18 protein-coding genes and 2 tRNA genes are annotated in these 18,400 nt (G+C 61.8%); 18 read left to right on the forward strand and 2 right to left on the reverse strand.

Annotated elements, in window-relative coordinates; genetic code table 11:
* The first annotated feature begins 6 nt into the window (after positions 1–6).
* The 11 genes from hflK to V6M89_RS06660 all read left to right on the forward strand — a co-directional run bounded on the left by hflK (position 7) and on the right by V6M89_RS06660 (position 9,712).
* A complete protein-coding gene (gene hflK / locus V6M89_RS06610; protein ID WP_332852455.1) occupies positions 7–1,293 on the forward strand; it encodes an FtsH protease activity modulator HflK in 1,287 nt (428 codons plus the stop codon).
* A complete protein-coding gene (gene hflC / locus V6M89_RS06615) occupies positions 1,293–2,204 on the forward strand; it encodes a protease modulator HflC (RefSeq protein WP_332852456.1) in 912 nt (303 codons plus the stop codon). The genes hflK and hflC overlap by 1 nt, the downstream gene beginning before the upstream one ends.
* 187 nt (positions 2,205–2,391) lie before the next feature.
* On the forward strand, positions 2,392–3,552 hold the full coding sequence (locus tag V6M89_RS06620; protein ID WP_332852457.1) for an ATP phosphoribosyltransferase regulatory subunit: 1,161 nt from the start codon (positions 2,392–2,394) through the stop codon (positions 3,550–3,552).
* Between the two features lie 4 nt (positions 3,553–3,556).
* Complete coding sequence (locus tag V6M89_RS06625) at positions 3,557–4,867, forward strand: adenylosuccinate synthase (protein WP_332852458.1); 1,311 nt, start codon at positions 3,557–3,559, stop codon at positions 4,865–4,867.
* A 16-nt stretch (positions 4,868–4,883) separates the two neighbouring features.
* Positions 4,884–5,429, forward strand: a complete 546-nt coding sequence (locus tag V6M89_RS06630; RefSeq protein ID WP_116987921.1) for a phosphoribosyltransferase — start codon at positions 4,884–4,886, stop codon at positions 5,427–5,429.
* 265 nt (positions 5,430–5,694) lie between these two features.
* Complete coding sequence (locus tag V6M89_RS06635) at positions 5,695–6,348, forward strand: choice-of-anchor E domain-containing protein (protein WP_332852459.1); 654 nt, start codon at positions 5,695–5,697, stop codon at positions 6,346–6,348.
* A gap of 54 nt (positions 6,349–6,402) precedes the next feature.
* Positions 6,403–7,083 (forward strand): choice-of-anchor E domain-containing protein, encoded by a 681-nt coding sequence (locus tag V6M89_RS06640; RefSeq protein ID WP_332852460.1) that lies wholly within the window; start codon positions 6,403–6,405, stop codon positions 7,081–7,083.
* Between the two features lie 67 nt (positions 7,084–7,150).
* Complete coding sequence (locus V6M89_RS06645) at positions 7,151–7,747, forward strand: MarC family protein (RefSeq protein ID WP_332852461.1); 597 nt, start codon at positions 7,151–7,153, stop codon at positions 7,745–7,747.
* 81 nt (positions 7,748–7,828) lie between these two features.
* Positions 7,829–8,116 carry an autorepressor SdpR family transcription factor gene (locus tag V6M89_RS06650; RefSeq protein WP_332852462.1) on the forward strand — a complete coding sequence of 96 codons (288 nt, stop codon included), beginning with the start codon at positions 7,829–7,831 and terminating at the stop codon, positions 8,114–8,116.
* Entirely contained in the window at positions 8,113–8,748 is a 636-nt protein-coding gene (locus V6M89_RS06655; protein ID WP_332852463.1) for an SdpI family protein, read from the forward strand. Before V6M89_RS06650 ends, V6M89_RS06655 begins: the two co-directional genes overlap by 4 nt.
* Positions 8,749–8,761: 13 nt before the next feature.
* A complete protein-coding gene (locus V6M89_RS06660; protein ID WP_332852464.1) occupies positions 8,762–9,712 on the forward strand; it encodes an alpha/beta hydrolase in 951 nt (316 codons plus the stop codon).
* 11 nt (positions 9,713–9,723) lie between these two features.
* On the opposite strand, the gene uvrB is transcribed toward V6M89_RS06660, so the two are convergent.
* Entirely contained in the window at positions 9,724–11,796 is a 2,073-nt protein-coding gene (uvrB, locus tag V6M89_RS06665) for an excinuclease ABC subunit UvrB (protein ID WP_332852465.1), read from the reverse strand.
* 113 nt (positions 11,797–11,909) lie between these two features.
* On the opposite strand from uvrB, the gene V6M89_RS06670 reads away from it, so the two are divergent.
* The 6 genes from V6M89_RS06670 (at position 11,910) to V6M89_RS06695 (ending at position 15,928) form a co-directional block, all read left to right on the forward strand.
* Entirely contained in the window at positions 11,910–13,112 is a 1,203-nt protein-coding gene (locus tag V6M89_RS06670) for an amino acid aminotransferase (protein WP_332852466.1), read from the forward strand.
* A 49-nt stretch (positions 13,113–13,161) separates the two neighbouring features.
* Positions 13,162–13,237: transfer RNA gene (locus V6M89_RS06675), tRNA-Asn, on the forward strand.
* 93 nt (positions 13,238–13,330) lie between these two features.
* Entirely contained in the window at positions 13,331–13,879 is a 549-nt protein-coding gene (locus tag V6M89_RS06680) for a hypothetical protein (RefSeq protein WP_332852467.1), read from the forward strand.
* A gap of 114 nt (positions 13,880–13,993) precedes the next feature.
* Positions 13,994–15,364 (forward strand): HD-GYP domain-containing protein, encoded by a 1,371-nt coding sequence (locus V6M89_RS06685; RefSeq protein ID WP_332852468.1) that lies wholly within the window; start codon positions 13,994–13,996, stop codon positions 15,362–15,364.
* A 61-nt stretch (positions 15,365–15,425) separates the two neighbouring features.
* A tRNA-Asn gene (locus V6M89_RS06690) sits at positions 15,426–15,501 on the forward strand.
* Between the two features lie 136 nt (positions 15,502–15,637).
* Positions 15,638–15,928, forward strand: a complete 291-nt coding sequence (locus V6M89_RS06695) for a hypothetical protein (RefSeq protein WP_332852469.1) — start codon at positions 15,638–15,640, stop codon at positions 15,926–15,928.
* A gap of 16 nt (positions 15,929–15,944) precedes the next feature.
* Here the strand turns inward: V6M89_RS06695 and V6M89_RS06700 are convergent, their stop codons facing one another.
* Positions 15,945–16,799: an ABC transporter substrate-binding protein gene (locus V6M89_RS06700; protein ID WP_332852470.1), complete on the reverse strand. Its 855-nt coding sequence runs from the start codon at positions 16,797–16,799 to the stop codon at positions 15,945–15,947.
* Between the two features lie 138 nt (positions 16,800–16,937).
* Between V6M89_RS06700 and V6M89_RS06705 the strand changes: the two genes are divergently transcribed.
* Positions 16,938–18,272, forward strand: coding sequence for a GAF domain-containing sensor histidine kinase (locus V6M89_RS06705; RefSeq protein WP_332852471.1), 1,335 nt, complete (start codon positions 16,938–16,940; stop codon positions 18,270–18,272).
* Positions 18,273–18,400: the final 128 nt, after the last annotated feature.

The following is an 18,400-nucleotide window of genomic DNA, read 5'->3' on the forward strand; positions in this document are numbered from 1 at the left end:
TCACTTATGAAACGTCTCGGCCTGAAGCTGTCGCTGAACGATCCCCAATGGGGCTCGGGCAAAAAAGACGGCAAGCCGCAAGCCAATGAAGGCAAGAAGCCCGGCGAAGGGCCGCCTGACATGGAGCAGCTGTGGCGCGATTTCAATCAGCGCCTGAACAGCTTCTTCGGTCAGAAGAATCGTCCCGACGGTAACGGCGGCGGCAACGGCGGCGGTCCTCGCCCCGACCTGGCCGGCATGCGCGCCACCGCCGGCGCGATCGGCGCCGTGATCGGCCTGATCTGGCTCGCCAGCGGCTCCTTCATCGTGCAGGAAGGCCAGGCCGGCGTGGTCTACACCTTCGGCAAGATCAGCCATGTGACCGGTTCCGGTTTCAACTGGCGCTGGCCGTATCCGTTCCAGAGCGACGAAACCGTCAAGGTCTCGCAGATGCGCATGGTGGAAATCGGCTACCGCAACAACATCAAGAACAAGCAGGCGCGCGAATCGCTGATGCTGACCGATGACGAAAACATCATCGACATCCAGTTCGCCGTGCAGTTCAAGCTGAAGGATCCGGTGGCCTGGCTGGTGAACAACCGCGACGAGGAGGAAACCGTACGCCAGGTGGCCGAGACCTCGATCCGCGAAATCGTCGGCAAGAACAAGATGGACTTCGTGCTGTACGAGGGCCGCGACAAGGTCGCCCTCGAAACCCAGCAGCTGATGCAGCAGATCCTCGACCGCTACGCTTCCGGCGTGCTGGTGTCGAACGTGACCTTGCAGGCGGTGCAGCCGCCGGAGCAGGTGCAGGTCGCCTTCGACGATGCCGTGCGCGCAGGGCAGGACCGCGAGCGCCAGAAGAACGAAGGCCAGGCCTACGCCAACGACGTGATCCCAAGAGCACGCGGCGGCGCCTCGCGCCTGTTGCAGGAAGCCGAGGGCTATCGCTCCATGATCACCGAGAACGCCACCGGTAACGCCTCGCGCTTCAAGCAGGTGCTGGCCGAGTACCAGAAGGCGCCGGGCGTCACGCGCGACCGCATGTACCTGGAAACCATGCAGCAGATCTTCACCAGCACCAGCAAGGTGATGGTCGACGCCAAGTCCGGCAGCAATATGCTGTACCTGCCTCTGGATAAGATGATCGCCCAGGCTGCGGCCACCGACAGCGCCGCCGCTGCCGCCCGCGCCGCCTCGCAGGCCGCCGCCTCGTCGTCGGCGCTGCCGGCCGAAGTGATGCCGCAGGTGGAAGTCAGTCGCCAGCGCGATTCACGCGCCCGCGATGCCTTACGTGAACGGGAGGGTCGTTAATGAACCGCATAGCCAGTACCCTCATTGCGGCCTTTGTCGCGTTCCTGCTGCTGTCGTCCACCATGTTCGTGGTCGACCAGCGCAAGTACGCCATCGTGTTCGCGCTGGGCCAGATCAAGGAAGTCATCCGCGAACCGGGCCTGCATTTCAAATTGCCGCCGCCGTTCCAGAACGTGGTCTACCTCGATAACCGCATCATGACCATCGAGACCCCGGACGCCGAGCGCTTCATCACGGCCGAGAAGATGAACATCCTGGTCGACAGCTTCGTCAAGTGGCGCATCGGCCGTGCCGAGAGCCAGCCCAAGCTGTACTACGTGACCTTCGGCGGCGACGAGGGCCGCGCCCGCGACCGCATGTCGCAGATCGTCAAGGCGGCGCTGAACGAGGAAATCACCAAGCGCACCGTGGGCGAGGTGATCTCCGGCCAGCGCGGCAAGGTGATGGAGGCGATCCGCGCCAAGGTGGTGGCGGAATCGTCGCAGATCGGCGTCGAGATCATCGACGTGCGCCTCAAGCGCGTCGAGTATGTCGAGCAGATCAACAACTCGGTGTACGAGCGCATGAAGGCAGAGCGCATGCGCGTGGCCAACGAACTGCGTTCGACCGGTAGCGCCGAATCGGAGAAGATCCGCGCCGACGCCGACCGCCAGCACGCCGTGATCATCGCCGAAGCGTATCGCGACGCCGAGCAGATCCGCGGCGAGGGCGATGCCAAGGCCTCGGCGATCTACGCCGAAGCGTTCGGCAAGAACCCGGAGTTCTACAAGTTCTACCGCAGCCTGGAAGCCTACCGCGCCACCTTCAAGAATCGCAGCGATGTGATGGTGATGGATCCGAGCTCGGACTTCTTCAAGTACTTCAAGGGCTCCGGCGCCGCCGGACCGGCCGCAGCTCCAGCCAAGAAATAAGTTGTCTAGTCATTCTCGCGAAAGCGGGAATCCATGCTGACTATGGATTCCCGCCTGCGCGGGAATGACCGCCGCTGTATCTTTTTCCCCTCCCGCAACGCATTTTCGCGTAAAATATCAGGTTCGGCCTTCCGCTTCACGGGCCTCGGCGCGTGCGCCACATTGTTCATTTTTAAACTGCCTCCCCATGCCGAATTGGCTTTTGCCTGAGAATATCGCCGACGTTTTGCCGTCGGAAGCGCGCAAGATTGAAGAGTTGCGTCGTCTGATGCTGGATAATTTCCGTCTGTACGGATATGAACTGGTGATGCCGCCGTTGCTGGAGTACCTGGAGTCGCTGATGACCGGCGCCGGACAGGATACCGATCTGCGCACCTTCAAACTGGTGGACCAGCTGTCGGGCCGCATGCTGGGCCTGCGTGCCGACATGACGATCCAGGTGGCGCGCATCGACGCCCACCTGCTGAACCGCGACTCGGTCACCCGCCTGTGCTACGCCGGCAGCGTGCTGCATACCCGTCCGTCGGGCCTGCACGCCACCCGCGAGCCGCTGCAGATCGGCGCCGAGATCTACGGCCACGCCGGCTTGGAAGCGGATGCCGAGATCCAGGAACTGGCGCTGGCGTCGCTGGCCCTGGCCGGCTTCACCGAAGTGCGGCTGGACCTGACGCATGTGGGCGTGCTGCGCGCCATCCTCGAAGGCGACGCCGCGGCCAAGAAGGATGAAGCCCAGCTGTACCTGCTGCTGCGCGCCAAAGACGTGCCGGGCCTGCAGGCGTTGACACAAAATTATTCGCCGGTGGTGCGCGACGCGCTGCTGGCATTGCCGAATCTGTACGGCGACGTCGAAGTATTGAAGCGCGCGCGCGAAGTGCTGCCGGACCTGCCGGGCATCGGCAAGGCGCTGGCCGAGCTGGCCGCATTGGCGGCCTCGGCCATCAATCGCGCCGAAGTGGCGATCGACCTGGCCGACCTGCGCGGCTATCAGTACGAAAGCGGCGCGATGTTTGCGCTGTACGTGCCGGGCCTGCCGAACGCGGTGGCGCGCGGCGGCCGTTACGATCACGTAGGCGAGGCCTTCGGCCGGGCGCGTCCCGCCACCGGCTTCTCGCTCGACCTGCGCGAACTGGCGCGCCTGTTGCCGACCGCGGAGCGCAAGCATTCGATCCGCGCGCCGTGGGGCAATGCGCCGGAATTGAAGGAAAAAATCGCCGAACTGCGCAAGTCCGGCGAAGTCGTGATCCAAAGTATGCCGGGTCACAGCAACGAACTGGACGAGTTCGAGTGCGATCGCGCTCTGGTTCTCGACGATAATGGTAGTAACTGGATTCTTAAAAACTTAGGTTAGTGTGATGTCAAAGAAAAACGCAAAAAACGTCGTCGTCATCGGTACCCAATGGGGCGATGAAGGTAAAGGCAAGATCGTCGACTGGTTGACCGATCATGCACAAGGTGTGGTCCGCTTCCAGGGTGGCCACAATGCCGGCCACACGCTGGTCATCGGCGGCGTCAAGACCGCGCTGCAACTGATCCCGTCGGGCATCATGCGCCCGGGCGTGGCCTGCTACATCGGCAACGGTGTGGTGGTGTCGGTGCCGGACGTGCTGCGCGAAATCGACAAGCTGGAAAAAGTCGGCGTCGAAGTCGCGTCGCGCCTGAAGGTGTCGGACGCGGCCCCTGTGATCCTGCCTTACCACTCGGCACTCGACCTGGCGCGTGAAGCCAAGCGTGGCGAAGCCAAGATCGGCACCACCGGCAAGGGCATCGGCCCGGCCTATGAAGACAAGGTTGCGCGCCGCGCGATCCGCGTCGCCGACCTGCTGAACGAAACCCGTTTCTCCGAGAAGCTGGCCGAGAACCTGGACTACCACAACTTCGTGCTGGAACACTACCTGAAGGCGCCTAAGGTCGACTATCAGAAGACCCTGGACGACGCGCTGGCCTACGTGCCGCGCCTGCGCCCTATGGTCACCGACGTCTCGAGCGCGCTGTACGCCGCGCACAAGGCCGGCGCCAACCTGCTGTTCGAAGGCGCGCAGGGCTCGCTGCTGGACGTCGACCACGGCACCTATCCGTTCGTCACCTCGTCGAACTGCGTGGCCGGCAATGCCGCCGCCGGCGCCGGCGTCGGTCCGAACATGCTGCACTACATCATGGGCATCACCAAGGCTTACACCACCCGCGTCGGCTCCGGCCCGTTCCCTTCGGAACTGCCTACCGATGCAGGCGTTGGCCATCACCTGGCGCAAGTGGGCCACGAATTCGGCACCGTGACGGGCCGCGCCCGCCGCTGCGGCTGGTTCGACGCGGCGCTGCTGCGCCGTTCGGTGCAGATCAACGGCGTGACGGGCATGTGCCTGACCAAGCTGGACGTCCTGGACGGCCTGGAAACGCTGAAGCTGTGCACCGGCTACACCATCGACGGCGTGGCCGTGGACATCTTCCCGTCCGGCGCTGAAGAAGCCGCCCGTTGCGTGCCGGTGTACGAAGAAATGCCGGGTTGGACCGACAGCACCGTGGGCGCCAAGTCGCTGGCGGCACTGCCGGCCACGGCCCGCGCTTACATCAAACGTATCGAAGAGTTGGTCGGCGTGCCGGTTGACATGGTATCGACCGGCCCGGATCGTGAGGAAACGATCGTGCTGCGTCATCCATTCGAGTAATAAAAGGATTTTGCAAATGACGACCCCACAATCGAACGACAAACACCTCTGGGTCTCCTGGGATGAATACCACCGCCTGATCGAGCGCCTGGCGCTCAAGGTGCACGAGTCGGGCTGGAAGTTCGACCAGGTGCTGTGCCTGGCGCGCGGCGGCGTGCGTCCTGGCGACGTGTTCTCCCGTATCTTCGACGTGCCGCTGGCGATCCTGTCGACCAGCTCGTACCGCGAAGAAGCCGGCACCGTGCGCGGTGACCTGGACATCGCCAAATACATGACGATGACCAAGGGCCCGCTGAGCGGCCGCATCCTGCTGGTCGACGACCTGGCGGATTCGGGCGTCACGCTGGTCAAGGTGATGAAGCATTTGACCGACAACTTCGAAGGCGTGACCGAAGTGCGTTCGGCGGTGATCTGGACCAAGGGCAGCTCGGTGTTCAAGCCGGACTACCAGATGGAAGAACTGCCGCACAACCCATGGATCCACCAGCCGTTCGAAGACTACGACGGCATCCGCCCGCACCAGCTGGCGGCATGGATCAAGAAGGGTGAGAGCGGCAACTAAACGTTAAATACACTGCGTTTATTGCTCCACAGAAAAGCGGCCACTGGCCGCTTTTTTTATTTGTATGCCATGGACAACGAATAAATACTTTTAGGTAACTAAAGTTGCATATTTAATCTGTTAGATGTGTAAAAAGAAATGCAAATAGGATATTTCGTGTTAAGATAGCTTTAAGGTTTGGCGGAAACGATTTTTTGGCCATGCCATGTAGTTTAGCTGGGCAGAAAGAATTCCCTCGAGAAAAATAATCTGAATTGGAACATTTATGAATCTGAATAAAATCGCACAAGCTCTCTTCGTAGCAGGCTGCTTCGTCTCCGCCGCTGCATCGGCCGCAACCCAAACCTTCACCAGCAATGTCATCGCCAGCACCCAGACCGACCTGACCGCCGTGCTGAATTTCGCACAGTTCAACGCTTCGCTGGGTACGCTGACCTCCGTCAAGTTCGATCTGTTCGCCAACGTGGCCGGCAATGTTGACCTGACCAATTACAACGACGACGCGATCACCGTTCCTGTCAGCCTGAGCGTGGACGTTTGGCTGAACCGTCCGGACCACAGCACCCTGGCACTGTTCTCGGCCCCAGTGCTGAACCAGGATGCGACCATCGACGGCAACGGCACCCTGACCCTGCACAACGCCTTCACGATGTCGAACAGCGCCATCTTCAGCGGCGCCAGCGATCTGTCGCTGTTCACCGGTAACGGCAACGTCGCTACGCTGTTCGCAGCCAAGGCCTTCACCCAGGCTAACGGCGACGGCGTCGAAGCAGACTTCATGACCACGGTCGGCGGCTACGGCAATGTTACCTACACCTACACCACCGCTCCGGTACCTGAACCAGAAACCTACGGCATGCTGCTGGCTGGCCTGGCCCTGGTAGGCGTGGCCGCCAAGCGCAAATCGCGCAAGGCCTGAGTCGCCCGATCACGATACGCCCGCCGATAAACCGGACCATACTACGGATAGAACATGAAAAAACTGACTCAAACCCTCGTCGCCATCGCGGCCCTCAGCGGCGTTGCCGCTGCCCAGGCAGCCACCCAAACCGTCACCGTCAATTCCAACGTCATCGCCAACGCCAAAGTGGCCAACGGCGTACTGGACCTGACCAAGTTCAACACCTCGCTGGGTACCCTGCAATCGGTGAAAGTTGAGCTGTTCAGCTCCTTCACGCCGACGCTGAAAGTGGAAAACCTGAGCACCAGCTCGGGCTCGACGATCAACGCCAGCGCCAGCGAAACTCTGGTGCTGAGCGCCGCCACCGGCACGCTGGTGGTACTGCAAGGTACTGTTACCAAGAGCTTCGTCGAAGCGTCGTTTGACGGCAACGCCAACTACGCGGGCCTGTCGGGTGCGACCTACGCTCCTGGCGCCACGCTGTTCAGCAACTCGGCGGTGTTCTCGGACGCCGGCACGCTGTCGCTGTTCTCCGGCGCTGGCGTCGTGCACGCCAACCTGGCTGGCGCCGCCACCTCGGCCTTCAACGGCACTTCGGGCAACACCAAGTCGCTGAGCGTGACGGCCTTCAACGGCTACGCCAACGTGACCTACACCTACGCGCTGCCAGTACCCGAGCCGGAAACCTACGCCATGCTGCTGGCTGGCCTGGGCCTGATGGGTGTGGTAGCACGCCGCCGCAAATCGGCATAAGCTGAATCTGGTGGTACACTGCAAACGGGAGCTTCGGCTCCCGTTTTTCATTTGACCCAGGGATGCCATGACCCAGAACTTCTTCCAGACCTTCATCCTGCTGCTGCTGGTGACCGACCCGTTCGGCAATGTGCCGCTGTTCGCCAGCGTGCTCAACCCGGTGCCGGTGGCGCGCCGCTCGCGCATCGTCATCCGCGAGTGCGCGATCGCCTTCGTGCTGCTGCTGGTGTTCATGTTCTTCGGCCGCCACTTCCTGGCTGCACTGCAATTGTCGGAAGTGTCGCTGCGCATCGGCGGCAGCGTGATCCTGCTGCTGATCTCGATCCGCATGATCTTCCCGCATCCGGACGGCGTGCTGGGCCGTACCGAAGGCGGCGAACCGTTCATCGTGCCGCTGGCGATCCCGGCGCTGGCAGGGCCGTCGGCGCTGGCCACGGTGCTGCTGTTCTCGCGCGAGAGCACCGGCGAAGTGCTGGTGCACGTGGCCGCGCTGGCGGCCGTGGGCGTGGTCTGGCTGGCCGTGTTCCTCAGCGCCGAGAAGCTGCAGAAAGTCCTTGGTCCCCAGGTGATGACGGCCTTCGAGCGGCTGATGGGCCTGATCCTGACGGCGATGTCGGTCGAGATGCTGCTGGGCGGCATACGCGAGTTCGTCAAAACTTTGTAACGCAGGGCGGGGAGGGCGCTTGACTTGGCCCTCAAGCCGGCCTATATTTAGATAACTGTCTAATTAGATGTCTGCCTTAATATGAATGCTTCCAACAATGCCTTCAAGGCCATCGCCGATCCGGCGAGGCGCGAGATACTGCGCCTGCTGCGTTCCGGGGAGATGACGGCTGGCGACCTGGCGGCGCATTTCGACATGAGCAAGCCGACCATGTCGCATCACTTCTCGGTACTGGCCGACGCCGACCTGATTACGCGCCGCCGCGAAGGACAGACCATCTGGTACGGCTTGAACACCACGGTGCTGCAGGATGTGCTGTCATGGATGATGGACCTGGCAGGCGCCGACACCAAAGGGAGGAAGAAATGAGAACGCGTTATCTGCTGTTTTGCGCTTTGCTGATCGCCGTCGCCACTGCGGCCACCGTCTACTTCTGGCCGCAGCTGCCCGCGCGGGTGCCGGTGCACTGGAACGCCGGCGGCGTGGTCGATGGCTATGGTCCCAAGGCGGCCTTATGGCTGCTGGGCCCCGGCATGATGGCGATGGTGGCGTGGCTGGGCATGGTGATGCCGGCGATCTCGCCGCGCCGCTTCGAGATCGGCGACTTCGAACCGACCTACTACTACGTGAGCGGCGTCGTGGTCGGCCTGCTCGCTTATGTCTACGCGCTGGTGCTGGCGGCTTCGCTGCACGTCCAGGTGCCGATGGGGACGGCCATCCCGGCCGGCATGTTCGTGCTGCTTATCCTGGCCGGCAACCCGATGGGCAAGGTGCGCCGTAACTTCTTCATGGGCATCCGCACGCCGTGGACGCTGGCCAGCGAGCGCGTTTGGTACGCCACGCACCGGCTGGCGGCGCGGCTGATGGTGGCCAGCGGGGTGCTGGGACTGTTCGCCCTCTGGCTGGGCGCCCCGATATGGGTCTTGCTGGCGCTGATGCTGGCCTGGGCGCCGCTGGCCGTGGGCTACTCGCTGCTGCTCTACAAACGTCTTCCTCGTTGATCGGAGAATTGGTATGCGCTTCAAGCTATTGCTGTCTTTGTTGATGTTGTCTGTGTCGGCCCATGCGGCCCAGCGTCCGGTGTCGCTGGATGTGGGCGGCGGTACCTTGTATGGCACCGAGCTGCTGCCTGACGGCGGCGGCAAGTTCCCGGTGGTGCTGCTGCACGCCGGTTCCGGTCCCACGGACCGCGACGGTAACAACAAGCTGCTGCCGGGGCCCAACGATTCATTGCGCATGGTGGCCGAGGCCTTGGCCCAGCGCGGCATCGCCTCGGTGCGCTACGATAAGCGCGCCATCGGCGCCAGCGCGCTGCCGGTGTGGAAGGAGCAGGACCTGCGCCTGGACGACTACATCGGCGACGCCACCGCATGGCTGCGCAAGCTGCGCGCCGATCCGCGCTTCTCGCGCGTGGTGATGGCGGGGCATAGCGAAGGCGCGCAGATCGCCGCCGAGGCCTGCAGGCAGGCCGCCACCGATGCCTGCGTGCTGATCGCCGGCGCCGGCCATCCGCTCGATGACATCCTGCGCGACCAGCTCAAGGGCAAGCTGCCGCCGGAGCTGGAGGCGCAGAACGAACGCATACTGGTCGCGCTCAAGCAGGGCAAGACGGTAGACGATGTGCCGCCGGGCTTGATGATGCTGTACCACCCGTCGGTGCAGCCGTATCTGATCTCGTCGCTGAAGCACGATCCGCGCGCGGCGGTTGCGGCGTTGACGATGCCGGTGCTGATCCTGCAAGGCACGTCCGACATCCAGGTACAGGCGTCGGAGGCGCAGGCGCTGGCGGCGGCCGCGCCGCGCGCCAGACTGGTGGTGGTGGAGGGCATGAACCATCTGCTGAAGATGGTCGGCGACGACGAGGCCAAGCAGAAGAAATCCTACGGCAGCCCCGAGTTTCCGGTGGCGCCGCAGTTGATCGACGCCTTGAGCAGCTTCGTCAAGGCGCCGTCGGCGGGCAAGTGAGCCAGTGACGATCAGGCGATATTGTCCGCGCCCGGCGCGCCGAACAGCTGCTGCTTGAGGTGATGCAGCTGGTCGCGCACCTGCGCGGCTTTTTCGAACTCCAGGTTCTTGGCGTGATCGAGCATGGCCTTCTCCAGGCGCTTGATCTCCTTGCTGATCTGCTTCTCGCTCATGGATTCGTACTTGGCCGTCTCCTGCGCCACTTGCAGCTCTTCGCGCGCTTCCTGCGGGCTGTAGACGCCGTCGATCATGTCGCGGATCACCTTGTGCACGCCGCGCGGCACGATGCCGTTGGCGGTGTTGAAAGCGATCTGCTTGGCGCGGCGGCGTTCCGTCTCGCCGATGGCGCGCTCCATCGAATCGGTCATGCGGTCCGCGTACAGCAGCGCCACGCCGTTCAGGTTACGGGCGGCGCGGCCGATGGTCTGGATCAGCGAGCGTTCGGAACGCAGGAAGCCTTCCTTGTCGGCGTCCAGGATCGCCACCAGCGACACCTCCGGCAAATCCAGGCCTTCGCGCAGCAGGTTAATCCCCACCAGCACGTCGAAGGTGCCGAGGCGCAGGTCGCGCAGCAGCTCGACCCGTTCCACCGTCTCGATGTCGCTGTGCAGGTAGCGCACCTTGATGCCGTGATCGCTCAGGTATTCGGTCAGCTGTTCGGACATGCGCTTGGTCAGCGTGGTCACCAGCACGCGCTCGTTCTTGGCGACGCGCAGCGTGATCTCAGACATCAGGTCGTCCACCTGCGAGCTGGCCGGACGCACGATGATCAGCGGGTCCACCAGGCCGGTCGGACGCACCACCTGCTCGACCACCTGGTCGGCGTGGGTGCGCTCGTATTCGGCCGGGGTGGCGGAGACGAACACCGTCTGCCGCATCTTCTGCTCGAACTCCTCGAACTTCAGCGGCCGGTTGTCCATCGCGGACGGCAGGCGGAAGCCGTAGTCCACCAGGTTGGCCTTGCGCGAACGGTCGCCGTTGTACATGGCGCTCAACTGGCCGATCAGCACGTGCGACTCGTCGAGGAACATCAGCGCGTCCTTCGGCAGGTAGTCGACCAGCGTCGGCGGCGGTTCGCCGGGCAGGGCGCCGCTCAGGTGGCGCGAGTAGTTCTCGATGCCCTTGGTGAAGCCGATCTCGGTCATCATCTCCAGGTCGAAGCGGGTGCGTTGTTCCAGCCGCTGTTCCTCGATCAGCTTGTTCTCCTTGCGGTAGAACTCCAGCCGCTCGCGCAGCTCCACCTTGATGGTCTCGATCGCGCGCAGCACGGTCGAACGCGGCGTGACGTAGTGCGAACCCGGATAGACGGTGAAGCGCGGGATCTTCTGCTTGACGCGGCCGGTCAGCGGATCGAACAGCTGGATCGATTCCAGCTCGTCGTCGAACAGGTCCAGGCGCACCGCCAGTTCCGCATTCTCCGCCGGGAAGATGTCGAGCGTGTCGCCGCGCACGCGGAAGGTGCCGCGGCCGAAGTCCACTTCGTTGCGGGTGTACTGCATCTGGATCAGGCGGGCGATGATGTCGCGCTGCGAGACGCGGTCCTTGGCGCGCAGCGTCAAAATCATCTGGTGGTACTCGGTCGGATTACCGATACCGTAGATCGCCGACACGGTGGCGACGATGATGACGTCGCGCCGCTCCATCAGCGACTTGGTGCACGACAGGCGCATCTGCTCGATGTGCTCATTGATGGACGAATCCTTTTCAATGAACAGGTCGCGCTGCGGCACGTAGGCTTCCGGCTGGTAGTAGTCGTAGTAGGAGACGAAGTACTCGACCGCGTTCTCCGGGAAGAACTCGCGGAACTCCGAATACAGCTGCGCGGCCAGCGTCTTGTTCGGCGCGAAGACTATGGCGGGGCGGCCCTTGCGGGCGATCACGTTGGCCATCGTGTAGGTCTTGCCGGAGCCGGTCACGCCGAGCAGGGTCTGGAAGAACAGGCCGTCGTCGATGCCTTCGCACAGCTGGTTGATCGCGGTGGGCTGGTCGCCGGCCGGCGGGAAGGGTTGGTGCAGCTTGAACGGCGAGTCCGGGAAGGTAACTACCGTTGCGTTTGGGGTGTCTACTACTGGTAAATCAGCCATCTTGTCCGACCTTTGTTAAAATAATGGCCTGCCAGCGGCCTGAAGCAGTTTTTCATTGGGCGCTGTCTACCTTCAACCGCTGCGTACCGCTTCCAATCGAATCCAATCTTATCATGACGAATCCTAGCTTGTTCAGCGCCATCGACATGGCCCCACGCGACCCTATCCTGGGCATTACCGAAGCCTTCAACGCCGACCAGAATCCGGCCAAAATCAATCTGGGCGTGGGCGTCTATTATGACGACAACGGCAAAGTGCCGCTGCTGTCGTGCGTGCAGAAAGCGGAAGAAATCCTGATCGCCGCGCCGGCCCCGCGCACCTACCTGCCGATCGAAGGCTTGGCCGCCTACGACAAGGCGGTGCAGGAGCTGGTGTTCGGCGCCGACAGCGCCGTGATTCAAGAGAAGCGCGCCGTGACCGTGCAGGCCATCGGCGGCACCGGCGCGCTGAAGATCGGCGCCGACTTCCTGAAGCGCTTCGCGCCGGATTCGCAGGTCTACATCAGCGACCCAAGCTGGGAGAACCACCGCGCGCTGTTCGAAAGCGCCGGCTTCACCGTCAACAACTACGCTTACTACGATGCGGCCACCCACGGCGTGAACTTCGCCGGCATGCTGGCCGACCTGAAGGCCATGCCGCGCGGCTCCATCGTGCTGCTGCACGCCTGCTGCCACAACCCGACCGGCGCCGACCTGAGCTCGGCCCAGTGGGATGAGGTGATCGCGGCAGTGACCAATGGCGGCCTGGTGCCGTTCCTGGACATGGCTTACCAGGGCTTCGGCGCCGGCATCGCCGAAGACGGCGCCGTGGTGCGCCGCTTCGCTGCCGCCGGCGGTCCGTTGCTGGTGTCGAACTCGTTCTCGAAGTCGTTCTCGCTGTATGGCGAGCGCGTGGGCGCGCTGAGCGTGGTCGCCGCCAGCGGCGAAGAGGCGAGCCGCCTGATGTCGCAGCTGAAGCGCGTGGTGCGCACCAACTATTCGAATCCTCCGGTCCACGGCGGCAAAGTGGTGGCCACCGTGCTGACCACGCCCGAGCTGCGCCAGATGTGGGAAGACGAGCTGGCCGGCATGCGCGTGCGCATCAAGGAAATGCGCGAAGCCTTCGTCGCCAAGCTGAAGGCCAAGGCGCCGGCCCACGATTTCGCCTTCGTGCGCGACCAGGTCGGCATGTTCTCGTACTCGGGCCTGAGCAAGGCGCAGGTCGAGCTGCTGCGCGCGCAATCAATCTACGCGGTCGATACCGGCCGGATTTGCGTCGCCGCGCTCAATTCCCGCAACATTGACATCGTTATTGACGCGATCGCCAAAGTCCTTTAAAATCTTGCTTCTTCGGGTTGAGCGACTAAGCTTAACCTGGATGTGCTAATCCCTGATAGCTCAGTTGGTAGAGCGACGGACTGTTAATCCGCAGGTCCCTGGTTCGAGTCCAGGTCGGGGAGCCAGAATTTTAGTTGTAAAGAATCAAGGGGTTACATGTTTCGGCGTGTAGCCCCTTTTTTCGTTCTAGTCCTGCATTTGATAACAATGAGAGGCGTATGAAAGTACTTTCGCTGAAATGTGAGAATTGTGGCGCAACACTCGATGTAGATCATTCAATGAGCTCGGTCGTTTGCGATTACTGCAGGGGCGAGCAACTGGTCGAGCGCGGCGAAGAGGACATTTCGCTACCAGAGCAGGAGGAAATGCTGGCCGATGCGAGCGCGAATCTGATCATGAAGCGTATGGCGTCAGAGCGTGCGATTGAGCGATTTGAAAGCGATATTCTCGAGATATGCGAAGAGCGCGACAGCAATATTCAAGCTCTTCAAGGAACTGAAAGCAAACAGGGCTGTTTAGGTCTTTCATTCCTGTTGGTCGGTATTGCAGTCACACTAATTTTGCTTGATGCATATTCAATTCCTCTTTGGTTCGCAATCCCTGTTGGTTTCATCCTGCTGGTGTTAATGGGGGTCTTCCTCGGGCCTCGGAAAGAGACTGAGAAGACGATCGCAGCAAAGGCCGCAGCTAAAATGGCGCCCCTGGAGGAGCAGATTGCCAGGCATCAGGCGATTATCGATTCCTGCGATTATGGTACGGCAAGTTAGCGGCAAATCTGGATTTTATTTCTACGTAGTAATATATATTGCTTTCGGTTAACTTTATGGCTATCATTTCGATAGTTGAAAATTCGGCCTCGCGCCGCTACCGGAAGGAACCCAATGTCTGCCCTGCACGCCGCCCCTGTCAATCGCCATTACCTGGAAAAGGTGATGTCGGTGGCCGAAGTCATGGAGGTGGAGGTGATCGTCGACATCCTCGACGTGCGCGGCTTGAAGCTGGTTGCCAAGGGCACCCAGGTGACCCGTGCCCTCCAGGAAAAGCTGATCCTGCATAAATTGCGGCAACCGTTTGAAAGTTGCGTGCGGGCGAGCGGCAGCGTCGATGCGCGCGCCATCGTCGCCATCGCCAGCCGCCTGATCGATACCAGTCCGTCGGTGGCCCACATCGTGCGCGCCACCAGCAAGGGCGGCGCCTCGGTGCTGGCGCAGCTGGGCCGGCTGGAATTCGGCAGCGCACTGGAGATGATGCTGACCGTGGCCGACCGCAGCGGCGCTCAGGCGCTCGAACACGCGGTGCTGGTCAGCCTGCTATCCATCTGCATGGCGCAGAAGCAGAGCCTGAGCGAGCAGGACCAGATGGTGGCCGGCCTGTCGGGCATGCTGCACGATATCGGCGAGCTGTACATCGCCCCGGCCCACCTGGCGCGCGGCAGGCGGCTGCTGCCGCACGAGTGGTCGCATGTGGTCGTGCATCCGCGCATCGGGCAGATGCTGATCGACGAATTGGGCAGTTATCCATTCTCGGTCGGCCGGGCGGTGGCCGAGCATCACGAACGTTTCGACGGCAGCGGCTACCCGCGCCAGATCAGCGGCGACCAGATCAGCGCGCCGGGGCAGGCGGTGGCGGTGGCGGAGATGATCGCCGGCCTGTTGTTGAAGGATCATCCGCTGGAGCGGGCCGAGCTGGCGCTGAAGATCATCCCCGGCGAGCACTCGCACCAGTTGCTGTCGGCCATCTCGGGCGCGCTGCGGATGGCTCCCCCGGAAGTGGGCGCCGATCCGGTCCGCGCGCAGGGCGGGGAGGGCGTGGGGCGCTTGTTTGCCCGCATTGCGTCCATCCTCGACATCGGCGAGGGATTGACGATGGGGGCGGCTGCGAAGTCGCCCAGCACACTGCAACTGTTGCACAAGACGATGGGGCGGGTCCGCAATATTCGGCGTGCGTTCATCAGCACCGGCCTGGATGTGTATTTGCGGCCGGAACCGGACATGGGGGCCGGCACGGACCATATGCTGCTGTTCGAGCGCGAGGTGGCCTGCCGGGAAATTCAATGGCGGCTGCGCGACATCGCGCGCGACCTGGCGTTGCAAACCACGACCCCGGACGAGCGGCTGGCGCTGGCGCCGCTGGTGCGCATGCTGGACGATGACTTGCCTGGCGAGCCGGCTGGCGAAGCTGGCGTTGTCATGCCGATAAGGCCGGCGCACTCCGGCGCGAACGTGGCGAGTGTGCGGCGCTACGGCACCTGAAGAAAATTTTTCCCCAAGGGGAAGCCAAATTGGCTGTGAGCAGCTATAATATTGCCTCTTTTCCCTGATAGCTCAGTTGGTAGAGCGACGGACTGTTAATCCGCAGGTCCCTGGTTCGAGTCCAGGTCGGGGAGCCAGAATTCAAGGGCCACATCGTAAGGTGTGGCCCTTTTCTATTCCGGCCTGCAAAGGCAACGCGACAAAAACTCAACAACAGGGTACAGTCCCGACATTCCTTGTGCGCGCAAGCCAAACAATCAGATGGCTCCCAATATGCTTTCATCAATCGCTGCTGCTGTTGCTTGGGGGCTGGCGGTGGCTGCCAATTTAGGCTTCATGTTGATGTGGGCGGTTTTTGGGCTGGCGGCTTCAGGTTCGGAGCACAAAGCCATGACATTGGAAATTATCCTTGCAGCCCTGAGCGGTATCGCAATTTCGTTGGCGGTATCAATCAGGTACATGCGGCGGCAGAGAAAACTGATGGGCGTGCTGAGTATCTTCCTGATGACACCTGTCGCATTTCTATTCCTAATTGTGGTTGGACTGTTCTACAAGGCGCCATGAAAGGCTGAGCCGCTGGCTACGGGGGACTCAACCACTTGCTGAGTTTCTTGCATTTCTGCGGGATCAGTTCTGGTCGGAATTGGCAATCCAGCGAGACGAAGAAGTCGCGCGTCACGCCGTAGTCGCGTTGATAGCGATCCAGTATGCGGTCGATCTCTCCGGTGGCGTAAAGTTGCGCGATGCCGTGCTCAAACCCGTCCCGCTGCGCCTCCGTGCGGAACCGCATCCAGTAGAATTTTCCCGGCCCCAGCACGTCGTGGTACGCCAGCTCCGCTTCGGCAATGCGTTTCTGGGGCAGTTGCTGCTTGAGGTAATACTGGAACACATCGGGCTGCGAAATAATGACGTCGGTGCGGTCCAGGAACAGGGTGCCGGAAGGCATGGTGGTTGCCTCCCTGTAGTGCGGATGATCCGCCGTCGCTGCGGCGTAGGCCGGCCCCAGCACCTTTTGCGCGTTGCGGAACGCGGTCACCCGATACTTTCTCAAGTCATCCACGCTGGATAGCGTTGGAATCCGGCTGCGCAAGGTAATCGCCATGTTGTGGAAATACGTAACCGGCCACCGGCTCAGATAACCATCCTGCGCTTGCCGGGGAGCGGATGCCGTCGTCACGTCAAACACACCCTGGTGAAATTGTTCTTCAAAACGCACATTGGGCAAATAGAGAAATTCGACGGTGACCTGCTGCGATGCGAACGCGGCGCGCAGCACGTCGGCAAACAAGCCGGATGCGCGGTCCGAAAGCACGAAGGGTGCGATCACGCTTTGCAGGCCTATCTTGACGGTAGTGGGGCTGGGACTGGCTGGCGCCTGCTGTATGACGGGGCTTGCGGCGGCAGTCGCGGCAAACACTACGGCGGTTAACCACATCGGCGCCCCCATCAGTCCAGTTAGCTTTTTTCATTATAGCCAGAATAATTTCACAGATCTCCTGCAAATGGGCCTACCATTTGCCAATCAACACGTAATTTGTGTCCCTTGTACCGACTGATCAAGGAGCTCGCCGTTATGTTCCAACAACGTGTCGTCTCAGACGATTTCCTGGGGAAGTGGCAGCAGACCACGAATGTGATGGCGGGCATCTTCGATGTGCCGGCCGGCCTGATCATGCGAGTCGGGGCGGAGCAGATCGAGGTGTTGGTGTCCAGCCACACGCCAGGCAATCCCTATGAAGCGTACGAGAAAGCCAACCTGAACACCGGCCTGTATTGCGAAACGGTGATGGCGACACGGTCGCTGCTGCATGTGCCGCACGCGCTGGAGGACGAGCACTGGAAAGACAATCCCGATGTCGCGCTGAACATGATTTCCTATCTGGGCGTGCCGCTGCTGTGGCCCGACGACGAGGTATTCGGCACGATATGCGTACTCGACAGCAAGAAGCGCTCATACCAACAACGCTATGTCGATTTGCTATGGGAGATCAAGAAGGCGATCGAGGCGGATTTCAAGGTCATGGAGCAGCAGCGGAAATTAATCTCAAGTAATGCCGATCTGCTCAGCGCCAACCAGGCACTGTCGCTCAGCAATGGCGAGTTGAAGACGGCGCTGGACAAGATCGGCGCGATGCAGGGTGAATTGCTGCGCGCGGAAAAGATGTCGGCCCTTGGTAATCTGGTGGCCGGCGTCGCGCATGAACTCAATACGCCGATCGGCAATGGCCTGCTGGTCGCGAGCACACTCAAGAGCAATGTCGGTGCGATGGCCAAGGAGTTGGCGGCTGGCGTAACGCGCAAGCATATGGACGACTTCATCGGCGGCGTCGACCAGGGCGCCGATATCCTGCTGCACTGCCTGGGGCGGGCGGCCGAGTTGGTGGATAGTTTCAAGCAGGTCGCAGTGGACCAGTCCAGCAAGCGCCGGCGTCAATTCGACCTGAGGAAAACATTCGGCGAGATCCTGGCGACCGTGGGAGCGCTCATCCGCCAGAGTGGCCACCAGGTGCTGTGCGAGGTGGACGGCGACATCGCCATGGATAGCTACCCCGGCGCGCTTGAGCAGGTGCTGCTGAATTTGATCAACAATGCCTTGGTGCATGCCTTCCCCGACGGCGCGCCAGGCCAGATCCGCGTCGCGGCCTGCCTGCATGCCGACGATGTTGTGGAAATCAGCGTTGTCGATGACGGCATCGGCATTCCGCAAGCCAATCTGGTGCGCGTGTTCGAGCCGTTCTTTACCACCCGGCTGGGGCAGGGCGGTAGTGGCCTGGGGCTGCACGTGGTCTACAACCAGGTGACGACCGCCTTGTGCGGCAGCGTGCAGGTGGTGAGCGAACCGGGCCACGGTGCCTGCTTTACGCTGCGGGTGCCGCGTGTAGCGCCGCCAAGCCTGTCCGCAGCATAGACTGGGCAACGGTCAAGCGCCGATTTGTTGTTTTCGGGATATTTCTAAAATGAAACAGTTGATGTTTCCTTGTTATCGTATACCATGACGTTAATTCTAGGAAATTCTAGTTGCCGTTGTGATATTAA

The organism is Duganella sp. S19_KUP01_CR8, assembly GCF_036688705.1.
Taxonomy (GTDB): Bacteria; Pseudomonadota; Gammaproteobacteria; order Burkholderiales; family Burkholderiaceae_D; genus Rugamonas.